This window comes from Bacteroides sp. ET336, from assembly GCF_024733815.1.
Classification (GTDB): Bacteria; Bacteroidota; Bacteroidia; order Bacteroidales; family Bacteroidaceae; genus Phocaeicola; species Phocaeicola cellulolyticus.
In genome coordinates this window covers 135,019-152,560 of sequence record NZ_JANRHK010000004.1, presented here as the reverse complement: position 1 = coordinate 152,560, position 17,542 = coordinate 135,019, and the positions used below count along the sequence as shown (strand labels likewise).

The window sequence follows — 17,542 nt, the reverse complement described above, 5'->3', positions numbered from 1 at the left end:
GGTTCATAATGGGCAATAAGTTAAAGGACATATATACGTATGTTTTTGAGAAGATAATCAAGAAGCATACGGTAACTAATACAAACCCCATATTTGTATTGTGCGGAATCACTCCTTACATATACATGGAGAAGTTCAACGACCATGTCACAGACAAAGACACATTCGATAAAGAAGGGTATCTTGATTTGTTTTCTGCAGCATGGTTTGGGACTATATTCCCTAAGCTCATGTCTGCAACCTCTTTTCAGATATTGTCACACCAGCAATATGCAAGCATCAACGAATACTTGAATGAAGATTTTTTCAAAGATAGGATTGTTGTAGTATATGACAATCTGCGCACTCTATACCCAATAGCAAAGGAAAACTACATAGAAAAAGCCGATAGCACCGGAACTGAAAAGCGTCCAGACAAGATGCCCGTTTATCAAGCTGAACAAATGAAAGTGGGCAATCATTACTTCTATTCTATAAAGCACTTCAATGACAATTTGAAGAAAGAGCCCTTTTTTAGTATGAAGAAAGAACTTTCTTATACTCAAATGACTACCAATAGTGACATATGCTTCCTTGATGTTATTTCAGATCCATATGGAATAGATGTACTGGTAAATGAATGTCTTGAAGAAGACAATTTTCAAAAACAAGTGTTCGTTAAGATTTCGGACAAGAATATTTTAAACAAAGCTACCTCGAAAATTCTTCAAGAATTTAATCACTTACTGTCGCGCTTTGCAGGAGGCATTTACATTCAAAGAGACGAGGCTGTACCGAAAACTTATATGCCTACAAACGAATCTGTCGCCTTGTTGAAGAAATATTGGGGAAAGGCTGCTGAATTTAGGAATATTTTGGTTTACGAAAATCCAGAACTAAGTAATGACATCATACCTGTATCACAAGGTTTACTGGTAGATACAATCATCAAAGAATACAAAAATGGCTGTGAGGGTATCCAACCACGCGACATATTCATTACTGCTCCAACTGGTGCAGGCAAATCGCTGATTTTCCAGTTACCAGCTTTCTACGCAGCATCGAAAGGGGATGTAACAATAGTTGTTTCACCATTGAAAGCACTAATGACAGATCAAGTTGAAGCGTTGCGTTCGGAACGGCAATATAACAGGGTGGAGTTTATCAATAGCGATTTGACATTGATAGATAGGGACAAGATTATTGATGGATGTAAGCGAGGGGATGTTGATATCTTGTATCTCTCGCCCGAATTGCTTCTATCTTACGATATACATTATTTTATTGGTGAAAGAAAGTTAGGGTTACTTATTGTTGACGAAGCCCATCTAATCACTACATGGGGACGTGATTTCCGTGTAGATTACTGGTTTTTGGGTAATCATATCAATAAAGTACGCAAATTCAATAACTATATGTTTCCACTTGTCGCATTAACAGCAACAGCAGTATATGGCGGAGTGAATGACATGGTATTCGACAGTATCAACAGTCTAAATATGCACGATCCTCATAAATTTATTGGTAATGTGCGTCGTGAAAATATTGAATTTGTCATTGACACTCATGAAGAATATTCTACTGGAGGCTATGATCAAAACAAAGAAACAGAAACCGTAAACTTTGTAAAAGGTATTCATGAATTAGGCATGAAAGGAATTGTATATGCACCATATACAAGACACATTAACAGATTAAAGGAAAAATGTGATCAAATTGATCCAGAAATGACTGTTGCCTTTCATGGCGGCATGTTAGCAGATCAACAAAAATTTGCTTACCAATCATTTAAAAGTAATCGTTGTAAAATAATGATTGCAACGAAAGCCTTTGGTATGGGCGTGGATATTCCCGACATACAGGTGGTATACCATCATGCTCCATCAGGCTTGCTCCCCGATTATATTCAAGAAATCGGTCGTGCTGCTCGAAAGAAAGAAATCCAAGGATTTGCTGCACTTACATTTTCTAAGTCTGATTTGCGTTATAGTAAACAACTTTTTGGCATATCTTCTTTAAAAACGTTCCAACTAAAAGAGGTATTAAGTAAAATTATCCGTTGTTTTAATGCTAATGGTAAAAAGAGGAATTTACTTGTAGCAGCCAATGATTTTGCTTACATATTTGATTTTGCAGATGAAGTTGACCAAAAAGTGGCGACAGCTCTAATGATGATAGAAAAGGACTATCTGATAAAAACACGATTCAATGTCCTCATAGCCCGTCCGAAGAAATTGTTTACTAAAGTATATGCACGGACTAATCAAATTGGTTTGGATAGATTGACAGAGAAATACGGAAAGTGTTTCAAGGAAATACTATATTTATCAGGCACATACCATACTTTAGAATTGAATCTTGACCAAATTTGGTCTAAACATTTCTCCGACCGTAGTTTCCCACAAATAAAGAGTGAGTTTTATCGACAGAAATTCTTGGCAGAAGAAGGCATTGAGCTAACACCTCAGATAAAGGTCACTATCAAAATCGACAAGACTTATAGAGAAGTTTTGCCAGAGGTGAAAGGGGTTTTAAATGCCATCAATACATCATTCGCTCTACTCAGATTAAGAGGTACATTCTTTACTTATAAAGACTTTGTAGAGGTATTGGCTAAACATCTGAATACAAAATATAATATTGAAAAAATAGTGTCCTTTATTTTAGGTGCTTATTCGGGGTATTTACAGAACAACCATGTGCTTGAAGGAGATTCTTTCTTACAGCAGCGGCATCAAGGTACAACAATGCAGTATCAAGTGTTCAGTACTAATTATGAAGCTAAAATTACGCAGTTATTGAGAATCCTTTCTCACCTTTTTGACGGCAAAGAGTATCAATCAGCGGACAGATATTTGTCAATTAATGACATTCCCTTGAAGAACCATATCAGATTGGGGTCTTTATTGGAAATCATGGAACTTGGTGCTTTTGAAACAACAGGAGGAGATGATCCAAAAATCTTCTTACGCCTCAATGATCCTCGAAGAATAGAGAAAGATTCTACGAGCGATAAATATAGTAACTTTATCCTTGAATCTGTTAAAAATAGACATAAAGTAAGTTGCACATTATTTGAACATTTCTTTACTAATTATTTCAGTAATGAAAATCGTTGGAATATGATAGAAGATTTCTTCTTGGGCATGTCGAACGATGAGTTGTTTGAAAAATATCCGGGTAGAATGGTGAATCATATTGATATTCTAAGATATTTGAAAGATAACCAATCTGTTGTGCCAGAATTTGCAGAATCAGTACACTCGGGAAACGGACACCACGAAACATTATTCCTACCGCGAAAGCAGGAGTTTTATAATAGGGATAATATGCTCACAATAGGTCATCAAACAAAGCAAGTAAAAAGATGGCTTGTTGATGATCCGGTTGCATTACATAGGACTATTGTGGAATATGAGATAACCATAGAGAAGGATGACTACAAAGTCCTTACAAATAAGTTGAGGCTACAACACTTTGCATATTATAGAGATTTTATGAGACTTAAGGTTTTGATAGAATTTCCTGGTTATCCCAATCTCGTACAGGCTTCAGTCCCATATAGCGATGTACCTGTCAAATTTTACAAGTGGTGGCGAAAACACACAAATCAAATCAGCATGAGTTTGGCAGAAAAGATCAAACTATTTCTTGCTGTTGAAAAGGAATCTCCTAAGACATTAATAAAAGCTCATAAAGCGATTATACAGAAATAAGATATTCCTTTTGATAAAATAATAGGCCGATAGATTACCCATTCATCTTTCATCTAAGGCCTATCATTTTTTACCAATTTATCATCGGTCATTCTTATGCCAATGCACATACACATCCCGTATCGAAATCTCATGACTTAGATATGCCCGACTGATTTCAGTCGGAAGTATATAAGCCGGATAGTCGGCAACCTTGAAATGCCAGTAGATGCCTCGGTTGTCGGGATAAATACGGCAGTTATGCCGCTCGCAGAAAAGGCGTTCACCCTCGGCGGTATAAAGATAATAGTTAGTCGCCACTTTCTGTAATTCCATATTCTTCTCTTGAAGCTCACGTACTTTTGCAACAAGTTGTTCTCGCTGTTTCTGTTCGGTTTCATAGGCCGACAAATCCATTTCATGCCATGTGCCAGTCTTGAAATAGTCGTTGGTACGGTTGATGTATTCACGGATGACATCCTTTACAAAAGGTAGGCCGTGTATGTTAGCCAACCTTGCAATCTGATTGAGGTTGACTTGCATCCTATCGTTTTCGCTATTGTAATTAAAATCTATTATTTTTTTCTCTCAAGTTTCTTATAAAAAACTTATAATATTATTATTTGGTTACACTTATTTGCTTATTTTTGTAACCCAAATAAGGTAATCTTCAAAATATAAGTTTATGAACAGTATTATAAATTCCGTAAATCTGATTTATTATTCACCAACCGGAACGTCAAGAAAAATAGCTCGTGCCGTAGGTGATGGATTGAAGGTGAACAATCTGACCGAATCGGATATTACGTTGGATAATAATAATATAAAAAGTTTCCCGAATGATTCTCTTACGGTTTTCGTGTCACCCGTTTACGGAGGTCGTATCCCTTCAATATTTTTTGAGCGTTTAGGTACATTGAATGGGAACGGAGCTATGTGTGTAGTAGTGGTGGTGTATGGAAACAGACATTATGATGATGCGTTGCTTGAGCTGAAAAACGAGATGACCAATAGAGGATTCCGTGTATCGGCTGCTGCTTCATTCATAGGCGAACATAGTTTCAGTAGAGAGAATATGCCTGTTGCAGCCGGAAGACCTGATTTCTATGATTTGGGTATGGCCGAGCATTTTGGAAAAGAGGTTATGGATAAAATAACAACAGTTCCTGATTTTGGGGATTTGTTTGTGCCGGGAAATTATCCATATAAGGAAGTAAAACCTAAACAGCCTGCCGCTCCAATAAGTACGGAAGATTGTTGCTCGTGTGGATTGTGTGTTTCTTCTTGTCCGACTCATGCTATATCTTTGGACGCATCGGGAAATGTATGTACAGATATTTATAAATGTACATTATGCTGTGCGTGTGTTAAAGTGTGTCCTCAAGGAGCAAGAATATTTGATACACCGTTTACCAAATTCTTGTATGATAACTTCAGGGAAAGGAAAAATCCTGAGTTCTATTTTTGAATCTAATAGTGTAAGTGATATTGTGGAAAAGAACGTGGTCGCAATAGGTTCCACGTTCTTTTTTTTGTCTTAATAGTTCCTTTCTTTTATCCGTTTTTTAGGTCCTAAAATGTAATTTTCAAAGCGTGCGCACATTCAACTTTAAACGTGCGTCCATTCAACTTTAAATGTGCGTCCATTTTACCTAAAACGTGCGCATGTTTTTTACGATTTGTTTTACTTGTATTCTTGTAAATTTTTCTTACCTACTAAATAGGAGAGGTCATTGTTTTGAGCCAGGTATTTTCTTCATTTGTGAGGTATGGCGAAAGTTTTTCGTAAACCGTTGCATGGTAATTGTTCAGCCATAAGATTTCCTCGTGTGACAACATTTCTTTTATTATCGGATCTTTGGATATAGGGCACAGTGTAAGTTGTTCGAACTTATAGAATGTTCCGAATTCTGTCTCTTTCCCCGGTACTATAAGCATTGTGTTTTCTGTGCGTATTCCATATTGTCCGCTTCTGTATATTCCCGGTTCATTTGTAATTGTCATTCCCGGTTTTAATATGGTTGGTACATTGTTCATTCTTATCTGATGCGGTCCTTCATGGACGTTCAGGAAATGTCCCACTCCGTGTCCTGTTCCATGGCCGTAGTTAACTCCTTCTTTCCACATTGCAATTCTTGCCAGTACGTCAAGCTGAGTTCCGCATGTTCCGTCAGGAAATTCTGCCATTGCAAGCTGAATAAATCCTTTTAGGACTAAAGTATAGTCTTTCTTCTGGGCGTCTGATATAGCTCCTAGCGGTATGGTACGTGTTATGTCGGTAGTACCGTCCAGATATTGTGCGCCGCTGTCAAGGAGTAGAAGGCCTTCCGGTTTGAGAGTTGAAGCGGATTCTTCAGTAGCCTCGTAATGTACTATTGCTCCATGTTCCTGATAGCCGGCAATTGTGTCAAAACTGATTCCCTGGAAGTGTTCCATTTCAGAACGGTATTTGTATAGCTGCTTGTCTATGCTTGTTTCTGTCTGGTCGCCGTTTTTTACGGATTTGTCCAGCCACATTAGGAACCTTAACATAGCTATACCGTCGCGTATCATTGCATTGTGGAAGCCGGATATTTCAGTCTTGTTTTTTATCGATTTGAATTCGCATACAGGCGAATTGGTAAGGTTTACAGTGTTTTGTCTTATTGCTGCATTATATATTGCAAAATTTATTGTTGGCGACATCCATATGTTATAGTTATGGCATGACATTATATCGCTTTCTATCTCTTCATAGGCTTTGATGGTTATATTGTACGATGTTAAGTAAGCTTCGACATCCTCCGACAGTTTCTCCTTATTTATATATAATACGGCATAATCTTTTAATATGAGCAGATATGACACAAAAAGAGGGTTGCAATGTATGTCATTGCCACGCATATTTAGTGTCCATGCAATCTCGTCAAGCGAAGATAAGAGTACAGCTTCATTTTCTTTTAATGAAAGCTTGCTCCTGATTCTTGAAAGTTTGACGTCTGTGTTTTCGCCGGAAAACTTTTCGTCTAGAATGAACGGTTTGTGTGTTGGTATTTCAGGCCTGTTGTTCCATATCAGTTTATACGGGTCTTCTGTCATGACCAGTCTTATCCCTTGGGTTGCTAGATTTTCTTCCAAATCTTTTATAACGCTTACTGATGTCGTATAACCGTCAAAACCGACTTTATCTCCCTCTTTCAGAACACTGCATAACCATTCGCTTATTGACGGAGTACCGGCTATACGTTCCTTGAACAATTTAAGTCCGCTTCCGGCAAGCTGTTCTTCAGCCTGTAGAAAATATCTTGAATCAGTCCATAAGCCTCCGCCGTCTTTTGTTATAACTGCTGTTCCCGCGGAACCGGTGAATCCTGTTATCCATTTTCGAGACTCCCAGTGTGCAGGCACGTATTCGCCTGAATGTGGGTCTGTACTGAATGTTATATATGCTGATAAGTCATTTCTTTTCATGAATTGCCTTAATGAGGCTATCCTTCCGATAATTATATCTTTCATTAGTATATTGGTTTTAGTAATTATTTGATTTACAAAGATAGTGCTATTTATGTGTTTTGTGGAAAAAAAGCGTGGAAAGTTTTGTATATTAAGAAAGTATGTGTAATTTTGCACCGCAATTTTGACTGCGGAAAAATATTTAACAACAACATAATTAATTTTTTAAAAACATGATCGTAGTTCCAGTAAAAGAAGGCGAAAACATTGAAAAAGCGCTGAAAAAATTTAAGAGAAAATTTGAAAAAACAGGTGTTGTAAAAGAACTTAGAAGCAGACAGCAGTTTGATAAACCGTCTGTTTTGAAAAGATTGAAAATGGAACGTGCTATTTACGTTCAGAAATTACATCAGGTAGAAGAATAATAATTTCGCAAAGTTCTTTGAATTATTGAATTCTTTTTCATATATTCGTTGCTGAATTAATAATGCAATGTTTCTATGACAGTAGAGTCTTTTCTTCATTACCTAAGGTATGAACGCAACTATTCTGAGAAGACAATTGTTTCTTATGGAATAGACTTGAAGGAATTTCAAGGGTATTTGAATGGATTAGACAGCGAGTTGAAACTTGAAAACGTTGATTCTGACATAGTACGAGGATGGGTTGTGAAACTCATGGAAAGCGGGATGTCCGGGGCTTCGGTAAATCGTAAGCTTAGTGCGTTGAGAACTTTCTATAAGTATCTTTTGAAGAAAAAGATGATAACAGTCGATCCGATGTCTATAGTGAAAGGTCCTAAAAGAAAGAAACCTTTGCCAACCTTTGTAAGGGAGGAAGATATGGATAAACTTTTGGATGGTGATCTTTTTGATGATTCGTTTGAAGGTGTTCGTGATAAGCTTATAATGACCATGTTTTATGAAACTGGTATGCGACTTTCCGAATTGATTTCGCTTGATGATGCTGACATAGATTTGTTTTCCAATGTTATCAAAGTAACAGGAAAACGAAATAAACAGAGGCTGATACCTTTTGGAGAGAATCTGAAATGTGAAATACAGTCTTATTTGGGATGTAGAAATATTGCTGTAGGCTGCTCTTGTGAAGCTTTTTTCGTGAGAAAAAATGGAAAGAGGCTTTATCAGATGTTGGTCTATAAATTGGTGAAGCAAAACCTGTCGAAAGTCGTTGCGTTGAAAAAAAGAAGTCCGCATGTGCTCAGACATTCATTTGCAACAGCGATGCTTAATAATGATGCAGAGTTGGAAGCAGTAAAAGAGTTGTTGGGGCATGAAAGTGTTACGACTACTGAAATATATACTCATACGACTTTTGAAGAATTAAAAAAAGTATATAAACAAGCTCATCCAAGAGCGTAAAGAAAAGGAGGTTTTTATGGAAGTAAGAATTCAATCAATTCATTTCGATGCATCAGAAAAATTGGAGGCTTTTATTCAGAAAAAAGCTGAAAAGCTCGAGAAGTTTTGCGACGATATAAAGAAAGTTGAGGTGTCTCTAAAAGTAGTAAAACCGGAAACAGCAATGAATAAGGAAGCCGGAGTTAGAATCTTGGCTCTAAATTCCGAGTTTTACGCAGAAAAAGTATGCGATACATTCGAAGAAGCTATAGATACATGTATGGATGCTTTGTCGAAACAATTGCAGAAAACAAAAGAAAAACAGCAAATTAAATAAAAAAATAAGAGTATTTATTTTGTGATTTAAAAATTATATCTAACTTTGCAGCCGCAAACTACCGCTTTGCGGTTGCAAAGTTCTTTTAATAAGCCTCTTTAGCTCAGTTGGCCAGAGCACGTGATTTGTAATCTCGGGGTCGTTGGTTCGAATCCGACAAGAGGCTCAAACAAAGGGCAAATACCAGAGTGGCCAAATGGGGCAGACTGTAAATCTGCTGGCTTACGCCTTCGGTGGTTCGAATCCATCTTTGCCCACAAAAGAAGATGCGGAAGTAGCTCAGTTGATAGAGCATTAGCCTTCCAAGCTGAGGGTCGCGGGTTTGAGCCCCGTCTTCCGCTCTCTTTAAATGATAAAATCCATCGCTGTTATAGCTCAGCGGTAGAGCACTTCCTTGGTAAGGAAGAGGTCCCGGGTTCAAGTCCCGGTAACAGCTCATTGAGATAGAAAAGCTGATTATTAATCAAAATAAATAACAAGTAAAGCTATGGCTAAAGAGAAATTTGAACGTTCGAAACCGCATGTAAACATCGGTACAATTGGTCACGTTGACCACGGTAAAACTACTTTGACTGCTGCTATCACAACAGTATTGGCAAAGAAAGGTCTTTCAGAAATGCGTTCATTCGATTCTATCGATAACGCTCCAGAAGAAAAGGAAAGAGGTATCACTATCAACACTTCTCACGTAGAATATCAGACTGCTAACCGTCACTATGCTCACGTTGACTGTCCGGGACACGCCGACTACGTTAAGAACATGGTAACTGGTGCTGCTCAGATGGATGGTGCTATCATCGTAGTTGCTGCTACTGATGGTCCTATGCCTCAGACTCGTGAACACATTCTTTTGGCTCGTCAGGTAAACGTTCCACGTCTTGTTGTATTCTTGAACAAGTGTGATATGGTTGACGATGAAGAAATGTTGGAACTTGTAGAAATGGAAATGCGTGAATTGCTTTCATTCTATGATTTCGATGGTGACAACACTCCTATTATCCGTGGTTCTGCACTTGGTGCATTGAACGGTGTTCCACAGTGGGAAGAAAAGATTATGGAACTTATGGATGCAGTTGATACATGGATTCCACTTCCTCCACGTGATATCGATAAACCATTCTTGATGCCTGTTGAAGACGTATTCTCAATCACTGGTCGTGGTACAGTTGCTACAGGTCGTATCGAAGCTGGTGTTATCAAGGTAGGTGACGAAGTTGAAATCCTTGGTCTTGGTGAAGACAAGAAATCAGTTGTAACTGGTGTTGAAATGTTCCGTAAATTGTTGGATCAGGGAGAAGCTGGTGATAACGTAGGTTTGTTGCTTCGTGGTATCGACAAGAATGAAATCAAACGTGGTATGATCCTTTGCCACCCAGGACAGGTTAAAGCTCACTCTAAATTCAAAGCTGAGGTTTATATCTTGAAGAAAGAAGAAGGTGGTCGTCACACTCCATTCCACAACAAATACCGTCCTCAGTTCTACTTGCGTACTATGGACTGTACTGGTGAAATCACATTGCCAGAAGGAGTTGAAATGGTAATGCCAGGTGATAACGTTACAATCAACGTTGAACTTATCTACCCAGTAGCATTGAACGTAGGTCTTCGTTTCGCTATCCGTGAAGGTGGACGTACAGTAGGTGCTGGTCAGATTACTGAACTTCTTGACTAATACAAGTCAATAATATAACAATATTTAGTTCCCGAGATTTATTTTCGGGAACTATTTTTACGGGAATAGCTCAGTTGGTAGAGCATCGGTCTCCAAAACCGAGTGTCGGGAGTTCGAGCCTCTCTTCCCGTGCTAAAATTGATAGGATATGTTTAAAAAGATAGCTAATAATTTTAAGGAATCATACAACGAACTAGTCCATAAAGTTACATGGCCTACGAGTAAAGAGCTTTCTAGCAGTGCAGTGGTTGTTTTAACTGCTTCCCTACTCATTGCACTGGTTGTTTTTCTTATGGATTCTGCTTTCCAGTTTTTAATGGAAGATATTATCTATCCGCACTAAAAATAAGAAAAGATGTCTGAGATTATTAAAAAATGGTACGTACTTCGTGCTGTAAGCGGAAAAGAAGCTAAGGTTAAAGAATATCTTGATGCTGATTTGAGGCACAACGGACTTAGCGAATTCGTTTCTCAGGTGTTGATTCCTACCGAAAAATATGTTCAGGTTCGCAATGGAAAGAAAATTGTGAAAGAAAGAAGTTATCTTCCTGGATATGTTTTGGTTGAAGCTGCGTTAGTAGGTGAGGTCGCTCATTATTTGAGAAACATCCCTAATGTAATCGGCTTCCTTGGTGGACAGGAAAATCCGGTGCCACTAAGACAATCGGAGGTAAATCGTATTTTAGGTACGGTGGATGAATTGCAGGAAGTGGAACAGGATTTGAGTATCCCGTACACAGTAGGAGAAACAGTGAAAGTTTGTGTTGGACCGTTTACTGGTTTCAGTGGTCTCATTGAAGAAGTAAATTCGGAAAAACGTAAGTTGAAAGTAATGGTCAAAATCTTCGGACGTAAAACTCCGCTGGAATTAGGCTTTACGGATGTGGAAAAGGAATAACTCATTCTGTTACGTGATGTTGTTCTATTCGTTATTCAATTATATTAAATCTAAAAAAAATGGCTAAAGAAGTTGCTGGACTAATCAAATTACAGATTAAAGGAGGCGCTGCAAATCCATCACCTCCCGTTGGACCTGCTTTGGGTTCTAAGGGTATTAATATCATGGAATTTTGCAAGCAATTCAACGCCAGAACCCAGGACAAGGCAGGTAAAGTATTGCCTGTTATCATTACCTACTACACAGACAAGTCTTTTGATTTCGTAATCAAAACTCCTCCTGTAGCAATACAGTTGTTGGAAATGACTAAATTGAAGAGCGGTTCTGCTGAACCTAACCGTAAGAAAGTTGCTGAACTGACTTGGGATCAGATTCGTACTATCGCTCAGGACAAGATGGTTGACTTGAACTGCTTTACTATTGAAGCTGCTATGAGAATGGTAGCTGGAACAGCTAGAAGTATGGGTATCGCTGTAAAAGGTGACTTCCCGGGTAATAACTAATTAACTTCAATTGAGAATGGGTAAACTGACAAAAAATCAAAAGTTAGCTGCAGAAAAAATTGAAGCAGGGAAAGCATACTCACTAAAGGAAGCTTCTCAGTTGGTAAAGGAAATTACTTTTACAAAATTTGATGCTTCATTAGATATTGACGTACGTTTAGGTGTTGACCCTCGTAAGGCTAACCAGATGGTAAGAGGTGTTGTTTCTCTTCCTCATGGTACAGGTAAGCAGGTTAGAGTGCTTGTTCTGTGTACACCTGATGCTGAAGCTGCTGCAAAAGAAGCTGGTGCTGACTATGTTGGTCTTGATGAATATATTGAAAAGATCAAAGGTGGATGGACTGATATTGATGTGATAATCACTATGCCGTCTATCATGGGTAAGATCGGTGCTCTGGGTCGTGTGCTCGGTCCTCGTGGATTGATGCCAAACCCTAAGAGTGGTACTGTAACTATGGATGTAGCTAAGGCTGTTAAGGAAGTTAAGCAAGGTAAAATTGATTTCAAGGTTGATAAGAGCGGTATCGTTCATACTTCAATCGGTAAAGTATCATTTACTGCTGACCAGATCCGTGAAAATGCGAAAGAATTTATCGCTACAATCATAAAACTGAAACCTACTACAGCTAAAGGTACTTATATAAAGAGTATTTATCTTTCAAGTACAATGAGTAAGGGTATTAAGGTTGACCCTAAATCAGTGGACGAAATTTAAAATAAGGAGTAATCATGAGAAAGGAAGATAAAGGCGCAATTATAAGTCAGTTGGCTGATACAGTTAAGCAATACGGACATTTCTACTTGGTTGATACAACTGCAATGGATGCAGCTTCTACAAGTGAACTTCGTAGAAAATGTTTTAATGCTGGTATTAAGCTGATGGTTGTGAAGAATTCTTTGCTTCACAAAGCATTGATGAGTTTAGATGTTGATTTCTCTCCATTGTATGACTCTTTGAAGGGTACAACTTCAGTAATGTTTACAGAAACTGCAAACGTTCCTGCAAAATTACTTAAGGAATACAAAGAGGGAGTTCCTGCATTGAAAGCTGCATATGCAGAAGAAGGTTTCTATGTAGGTGCTGATCAACTCGATGCACTCGCTACAATCAAGAGCAAGAACGAAGTTATCGCAGATATCATTGCATTGTTGCAATCTCCTGCGAAGAATGTTGTTTCAGCTCTTCAGTCTGGTGGTAACACCATTCACGGAGTTCTTAAAACTTTGGGCGAACGTGCTGAATAATGCGGCGGTTCAACCATTAAGAACAAAAAATAATTATTTATATTCAATTTAGTAACAAACAATTAAATTCATACAAAAATGGCAGATTTGAAAGCTTTTGCAGAACAATTAGTTAACTTGACAGTAAAAGAAGTTAATGAACTTGCAACTATCCTTAAAGAAGAATATGGTATTGAACCTGCTGCTGCAGCTGTAGCTGTTGCTGCTGGTCCTGCTGCTGCTGGTGCAGCTGCTGCTGAAGAAAAAACATCTTTCGATGTAGTTTTGAAGAGCGCAGGTGCTGCTAAGTTGCAGGTAGTTAAGGCCGTTAAAGAAGCTTGTGGTCTTGGCTTGAAAGAAGCAAAAGACATGGTTGACGGTGCTCCTAGCGTAGTTAAAGAAGGTTTGGCTAAAGACGAAGCTGAATCTTTGAAGAAAGTATTGGAAGAAGCTGGAGCTGAAGTTGAGCTTAAATAAGATTATCCTGTAAATCAGGTAGTTCGGTTAAGAGTCCTCGTCATTGAGGATTCTTAACCTTTTTGCGTCTCACAGCGTATCGTTGTCTTAACAACAGAAAAATATAATTATTTTTAATTCATAATTGAATTACAGATGTCTTTAAACACTCAAAATCAAAGAATTAATTTTGCTTCTATTAAGAATCCGATGCAGTATCCGGATTTCCTGGAAGTACAATTGAAGTCGTTTCATGACTTCCTGCAACTGGACACACCGCCTGAATTGCGTAAGAAGGATGGACTCTACAAGGTATTCTCTGAGAATTTCCCTATTGCAGATACACGCAACAACTTCGTGCTCGAGTTCCTCGATTACTATATAGACCCGCCACAATATTCTATCGATGAATGTCTGGAAAGAGGTCTTACATATAGTGTCCCTTTGAAAGCTAAAATGAAGCTTTATTGTACAGACCCCGATCACGAGGATTTTGATACAGTAATTCAGGATGTATTCTTAGGCCCGATCCCATATATGACACCAAAGGGTACATTTGTTATAAATGGTGCAGAACGAGTTGTCGTTTCTCAGTTACATCGTTCTCCTGGTGTATTCTTCGGACAGAGCATACATGCTAATGGTACAAAACTGTACTCAGCACGTATTATCCCGTTCAAGGGCTCATGGATTGAGTTCGCTACTGATATCAACAATGTCATGTATGCATACATCGACCGTAAGAAAAAGTTGCCTGTAACAACATTGCTACGTGCCGTTGGTTTTGAAAACGATAAAGACATTCTTGAAATCTTCAATCTGGCAGAAGAAATTAAGGTTAATAAGCAGAACCTTAAGAAAATCGTAGGCAGAAAGCTTGCTGCACGTGTTCTTAAAACCTGGACAGAAGATTTCGTTGATGAAGATACTGGTGAAGTTGTATCTATAGAACGTAATGAAGTAGTTATCGACCGTGAAACAGTTATCGAACCGGAGCATATTGATACTATACTTGAATCCGGAGTACAGAACATTCTTGTACATAATGATAACGCTAACACTTCTGACTACTCAATTATATATAATACACTGCAGAAAGACCCGTCTAACTCTGAGAAGGAAGCTGTATTGTACATCTACAGACAGTTGAGAAATGCTGACCCTGCTGATGATGCCAGCGCAAGAGAGGTTATCAATAACCTGTTCTTCTCTGAAAAACGTTATGACTTGGGTGATGTAGGTCGTTACAGAATTAACAAGAAGTTGTCACTTGATACATCAATGGATGTTAGAGTGTTGACTAAACAAGATATTATCGAAATCATCAAATACCTTATCGAGCTTATTAACTCTAAGGCTGACGTTGATGATATCGACCACTTGAGTAACCGTCGTGTACGTACCGTGGGAGAACAGCTTTCAAACCAGTTCTCTATCGCTTTGGCACGTATGAGCCGTACTATTCGTGAACGTATGAATGTACGTGACAATGAAGTGTTTACTCCGATAGACTTGATCAACGCCAAGACTATTTCGTCTGTTATCAATTCATTCTTCGGTACAAATGCTTTGTCACAGTTCATGGACCAGACAAACCCATTGGCTGAGATTACACACAAGCGTCGTCTCTCTGCTCTTGGTCCTGGTGGTCTTTCACGTGACCGTGCCGGATTCGAAGTACGTGACGTTCACTATACTCACTACGGACGTTTGTGTCCTATTGAAACTCCTGAAGGTCCGAACATCGGTTTGATTTCTTCTTTGTGTGTATATGCAAAGATCAACGACCTTGGATTTATCGTAACTCCTTACCGTAAAGTTAAGGATGGCGTAGTTGACTTGTCACCAGAAGGTATCGAATACCTTTCAGCTGAAGAGGAAGAAGATGTAGTAATTGCACAGGGTAATGCTCCACTTAATGACGATGGTACATTTATCCGTGAAAAAGTTAAGGCTCGTCGTGACGCTGACTATCCAGTAGTAACACCGGATCAGGTACAGTTGATGGACGTTTCTCCTCAGCAGATTGCATCTATAGCAGCTTCTTTGATTCCGTTCCTTGAACATGATGACGCTAACCGTGCGTTGATGGGATCAAACATGATGCGCCAGGCTGTTCCATTGTTGCGTACTGAAGCACCTATTGTAGGTACTGGTATTGAAAAACAGCTTTGCGAAGATTCAAGAACTCAGATTGCTGCTGAAGGTGATGGTGTTATTGACTTTGTTGATGCTACTACAATACGTATATTGTACGACCGTACAGAGGATGAAGAGTTTGTAAGCTTCGATTCTGCTTTGGTTGAATATAAAATACCTAAGTTCCGCAAAACTAACCAGAGCATGACTATCGACTTGCGTCCTATCTGCTCAAAAGGTCAGCGCGTGAAGAAGGGTGATATCCTGACAGAAGGTTATTCAACAGCAAACGGAGAGTTGGCTTTGGGTAAGAACCTGCTTGTAGCATACATGCCATGGAAGGGATATAACTATGAGGATGCTATCGTATTGAACGAACGTGTAGTAAGAGAAGATATCCTTACTTCTGTACACGTTGATGAATACATCCTTGAAGTGCGTGAAACAAAACGTGGTATGGAAGAGCTTACTGCAGATATTCCTAACGTAAGCGAAGAAGCAACTAAAGACCTTGATGAGACAGGTATCGTACGTATAGGTGCACGTATCGAACCGGGAGATATACTTATCGGTAAGATTACTCCAAAGGGTGAATCTGATCCTTCTCCTGAAGAAAAACTGTTGCGTGCAATCTTCGGTGATAAGGCCGGTGACGTTAAGGATGCTTCTCTGAAGGCTTCACCATCATTGAGAGGTGTGGTAATAGATAAGAAACTGTATTCACGTGTAGTCAAGACTCGCAGTGAAAAGAATGCAGATAAACTTATCTTGCCTAAACTGAATGAGGAGTTTGAAGAAAAAGTAGCAAAACTTAAAGATATACTTGTTGAAAAATTGATGGTTCTTACTAATAACCTCGTTTCTCAGGGTGTAAAAGATTATCTGGGAACAGAAGTTATTGCTAAGGGTGCTAAATTCAACAAACGTGATCTTGAAATTCTTGATTATACTGTTATCCAGCTCAGCTCATGGACTTCTGATGAACATAAGAATGGCATGATACGCTCATTGATTATGAACTTCATCAAGAAGTATAAGGAATATGATGCTGAATTGAAGCGTAAGAAATTCGCTCTTACTATTGGTGATGAGTTGCCATCAGGTATTATGCAAATGGCTAAAGTTTACATTGCCAAGAAGCGTAAGATCGGTGTCGGTGATAAGATGGCCGGTCGTCACGGTAACAAGGGTATTGTATCAAGAGTTGTTAGACAGGAAGATATGCCATTCTTGGCTGACGGTACTCCGGTAGATATAGTATTGAACCCATTGGGTGTGCCTTCACGTATGAACATCGGACAGATATTCGAAGCTGTGTTAGGACGTGCGGGTAAAGAACTTGGACTCAAATTTGCAACACCAATCTTCGATGGTGCAACACTTGAGGATCTTGATAAATGGACAGACAAGGCAGGTTTGCCACGTTATTGCAAGACTTATTTGTATGATGGTGGTACTGGTGAACAGTTTGACCAGCCGGCAACAGTTGGTGTAACTTACATGCTTAAACTTGGTCACATGGTTGAAGACAAGATGCATGCTCGTTCAATCGGTCCATATTCGTTGATTACGCAGCAGCCACTTGGTGGTAAAGCTCAGTTCGGTGGTCAGCGTTTCGGAGAAATGGAGGTTTGGGCTATCGAGGCATTCGGTGCAGCTCACATTCTTCAGGAAATTCTGACAATCAAGTCAGACGACGTTGTAGGACGTTCTAAGGCTTATGAAGCTATTGTCAAGGGTGAACCAATGCCTACACCGGGCATACCAGAGTCACTGAACGTATTGCTTCATGAATTGAGAGGTCTGTGCTTGAGCATAACAATGGAATAAACAAAAAAACAAATTT

The 17,542-nt window shown here is 38.9% G+C and carries 15 protein-coding genes and 5 tRNA genes; 18 read left to right on the top strand and 2 right to left on the bottom strand.

Going from position 1 to position 17,542, the window contains the following annotated elements; all coding sequences use genetic code 11:
• Positions 1 to 125: 125 nt before the first annotated feature.
• Positions 126 to 3,695 (top strand): DEAD/DEAH box helicase, encoded by a 3,570-nt coding sequence (locus NW213_RS06315; protein WP_258322191.1) that lies wholly within the window; start codon positions 126 to 128, stop codon positions 3,693 to 3,695.
• An 81-nt stretch (positions 3,696 to 3,776) separates the two neighbouring features.
• Here the strand turns inward: NW213_RS06315 and NW213_RS06310 are convergent, their stop codons facing one another.
• Positions 3,777 to 4,217 (bottom strand): MobC family plasmid mobilization relaxosome protein, encoded by a 441-nt coding sequence (locus NW213_RS06310; RefSeq protein WP_258322190.1) that lies wholly within the window; start codon positions 4,215 to 4,217, stop codon positions 3,777 to 3,779.
• Between the two features lie 142 nt (positions 4,218 to 4,359).
• Here NW213_RS06310 and NW213_RS06305 point away from each other — a divergent pair, with 142 nt between their 5' ends.
• Positions 4,360 to 5,142: a 4Fe-4S binding protein gene (locus NW213_RS06305; RefSeq protein ID WP_258322189.1), complete on the top strand. Its 783-nt coding sequence runs from the start codon at positions 4,360 to 4,362 to the stop codon at positions 5,140 to 5,142.
• A gap of 248 nt (positions 5,143 to 5,390) precedes the next feature.
• On the opposite strand, the gene NW213_RS06300 is transcribed toward NW213_RS06305, so the two are convergent.
• A complete protein-coding gene (locus NW213_RS06300; protein ID WP_258322188.1) occupies positions 5,391 to 7,169 on the bottom strand; it encodes an aminopeptidase P family protein in 1,779 nt (592 codons plus the stop codon).
• 170 nt (positions 7,170 to 7,339) lie between these two features.
• Here NW213_RS06300 and rpsU point away from each other — a divergent pair, with 170 nt between their 5' ends.
• The 16 genes from rpsU to rpoB all read left to right on the top strand — a co-directional run bounded on the left by rpsU (position 7,340) and on the right by rpoB (position 17,526).
• Positions 7,340 to 7,531 (top strand): 30S ribosomal protein S21, encoded by a 192-nt coding sequence (gene rpsU / locus NW213_RS06295; RefSeq protein WP_154043738.1) that lies wholly within the window; start codon positions 7,340 to 7,342, stop codon positions 7,529 to 7,531.
• 75 nt (positions 7,532 to 7,606) lie between these two features.
• Positions 7,607 to 8,488 carry a tyrosine-type recombinase/integrase gene (locus tag NW213_RS06290; RefSeq protein ID WP_258322187.1) on the top strand — a complete coding sequence of 294 codons (882 nt, stop codon included), beginning with the start codon at positions 7,607 to 7,609 and terminating at the stop codon, positions 8,486 to 8,488.
• A 16-nt stretch (positions 8,489 to 8,504) separates the two neighbouring features.
• On the top strand, positions 8,505 to 8,804 hold the full coding sequence (gene hpf, locus NW213_RS06285; RefSeq protein WP_154043740.1) for a ribosome hibernation-promoting factor, HPF/YfiA family: 300 nt from the start codon (positions 8,505 to 8,507) through the stop codon (positions 8,802 to 8,804).
• A gap of 92 nt (positions 8,805 to 8,896) precedes the next feature.
• Positions 8,897 to 8,970, top strand: a tRNA-Thr gene (locus NW213_RS06280).
• A gap of 8 nt (positions 8,971 to 8,978) precedes the next feature.
• A tRNA-Tyr gene (locus NW213_RS06275) sits at positions 8,979 to 9,061 on the top strand.
• An 11-nt stretch (positions 9,062 to 9,072) separates the two neighbouring features.
• Positions 9,073 to 9,145: transfer RNA gene (locus NW213_RS06270), tRNA-Gly, on the top strand.
• Positions 9,146 to 9,168: 23 nt separating this feature from the next.
• Positions 9,169 to 9,240 (top strand) — tRNA-Thr (locus tag NW213_RS06265).
• A gap of 51 nt (positions 9,241 to 9,291) precedes the next feature.
• A complete protein-coding gene (gene tuf, locus NW213_RS06260) occupies positions 9,292 to 10,476 on the top strand; it encodes an elongation factor Tu (protein ID WP_154043741.1) in 1,185 nt (394 codons plus the stop codon).
• 59 nt (positions 10,477 to 10,535) lie between these two features.
• Positions 10,536 to 10,608, top strand: a tRNA-Trp gene (locus tag NW213_RS06255).
• A 16-nt stretch (positions 10,609 to 10,624) separates the two neighbouring features.
• Positions 10,625 to 10,819 (top strand): preprotein translocase subunit SecE, encoded by a 195-nt coding sequence (gene secE / locus NW213_RS06250; protein ID WP_204390628.1) that lies wholly within the window; start codon positions 10,625 to 10,627, stop codon positions 10,817 to 10,819.
• Positions 10,820 to 10,831: 12 nt separating this feature from the next.
• Entirely contained in the window at positions 10,832 to 11,374 is a 543-nt protein-coding gene (gene nusG / locus NW213_RS06245) for a transcription termination/antitermination protein NusG (RefSeq protein ID WP_235340432.1), read from the top strand.
• A gap of 59 nt (positions 11,375 to 11,433) precedes the next feature.
• Positions 11,434 to 11,877: a 50S ribosomal protein L11 gene (gene rplK, locus NW213_RS06240; RefSeq protein ID WP_154043744.1), complete on the top strand. Its 444-nt coding sequence runs from the start codon at positions 11,434 to 11,436 to the stop codon at positions 11,875 to 11,877.
• Between the two features lie 16 nt (positions 11,878 to 11,893).
• Complete coding sequence (gene rplA, locus NW213_RS06235; protein ID WP_204390630.1) at positions 11,894 to 12,592, top strand: 50S ribosomal protein L1; 699 nt, start codon at positions 11,894 to 11,896, stop codon at positions 12,590 to 12,592.
• 14 nt (positions 12,593 to 12,606) lie between these two features.
• Positions 12,607 to 13,122: a 50S ribosomal protein L10 gene (rplJ, locus tag NW213_RS06230; protein ID WP_154043746.1), complete on the top strand. Its 516-nt coding sequence runs from the start codon at positions 12,607 to 12,609 to the stop codon at positions 13,120 to 13,122.
• A gap of 78 nt (positions 13,123 to 13,200) precedes the next feature.
• Positions 13,201 to 13,578, top strand: a complete 378-nt coding sequence (rplL, locus tag NW213_RS06225; RefSeq protein WP_007567329.1) for a 50S ribosomal protein L7/L12 — start codon at positions 13,201 to 13,203, stop codon at positions 13,576 to 13,578.
• Between the two features lie 135 nt (positions 13,579 to 13,713).
• A complete protein-coding gene (gene rpoB, locus NW213_RS06220; RefSeq protein ID WP_258322186.1) occupies positions 13,714 to 17,526 on the top strand; it encodes a DNA-directed RNA polymerase subunit beta in 3,813 nt (1,270 codons plus the stop codon).
• Positions 17,527 to 17,542: the final 16 nt, after the last annotated feature.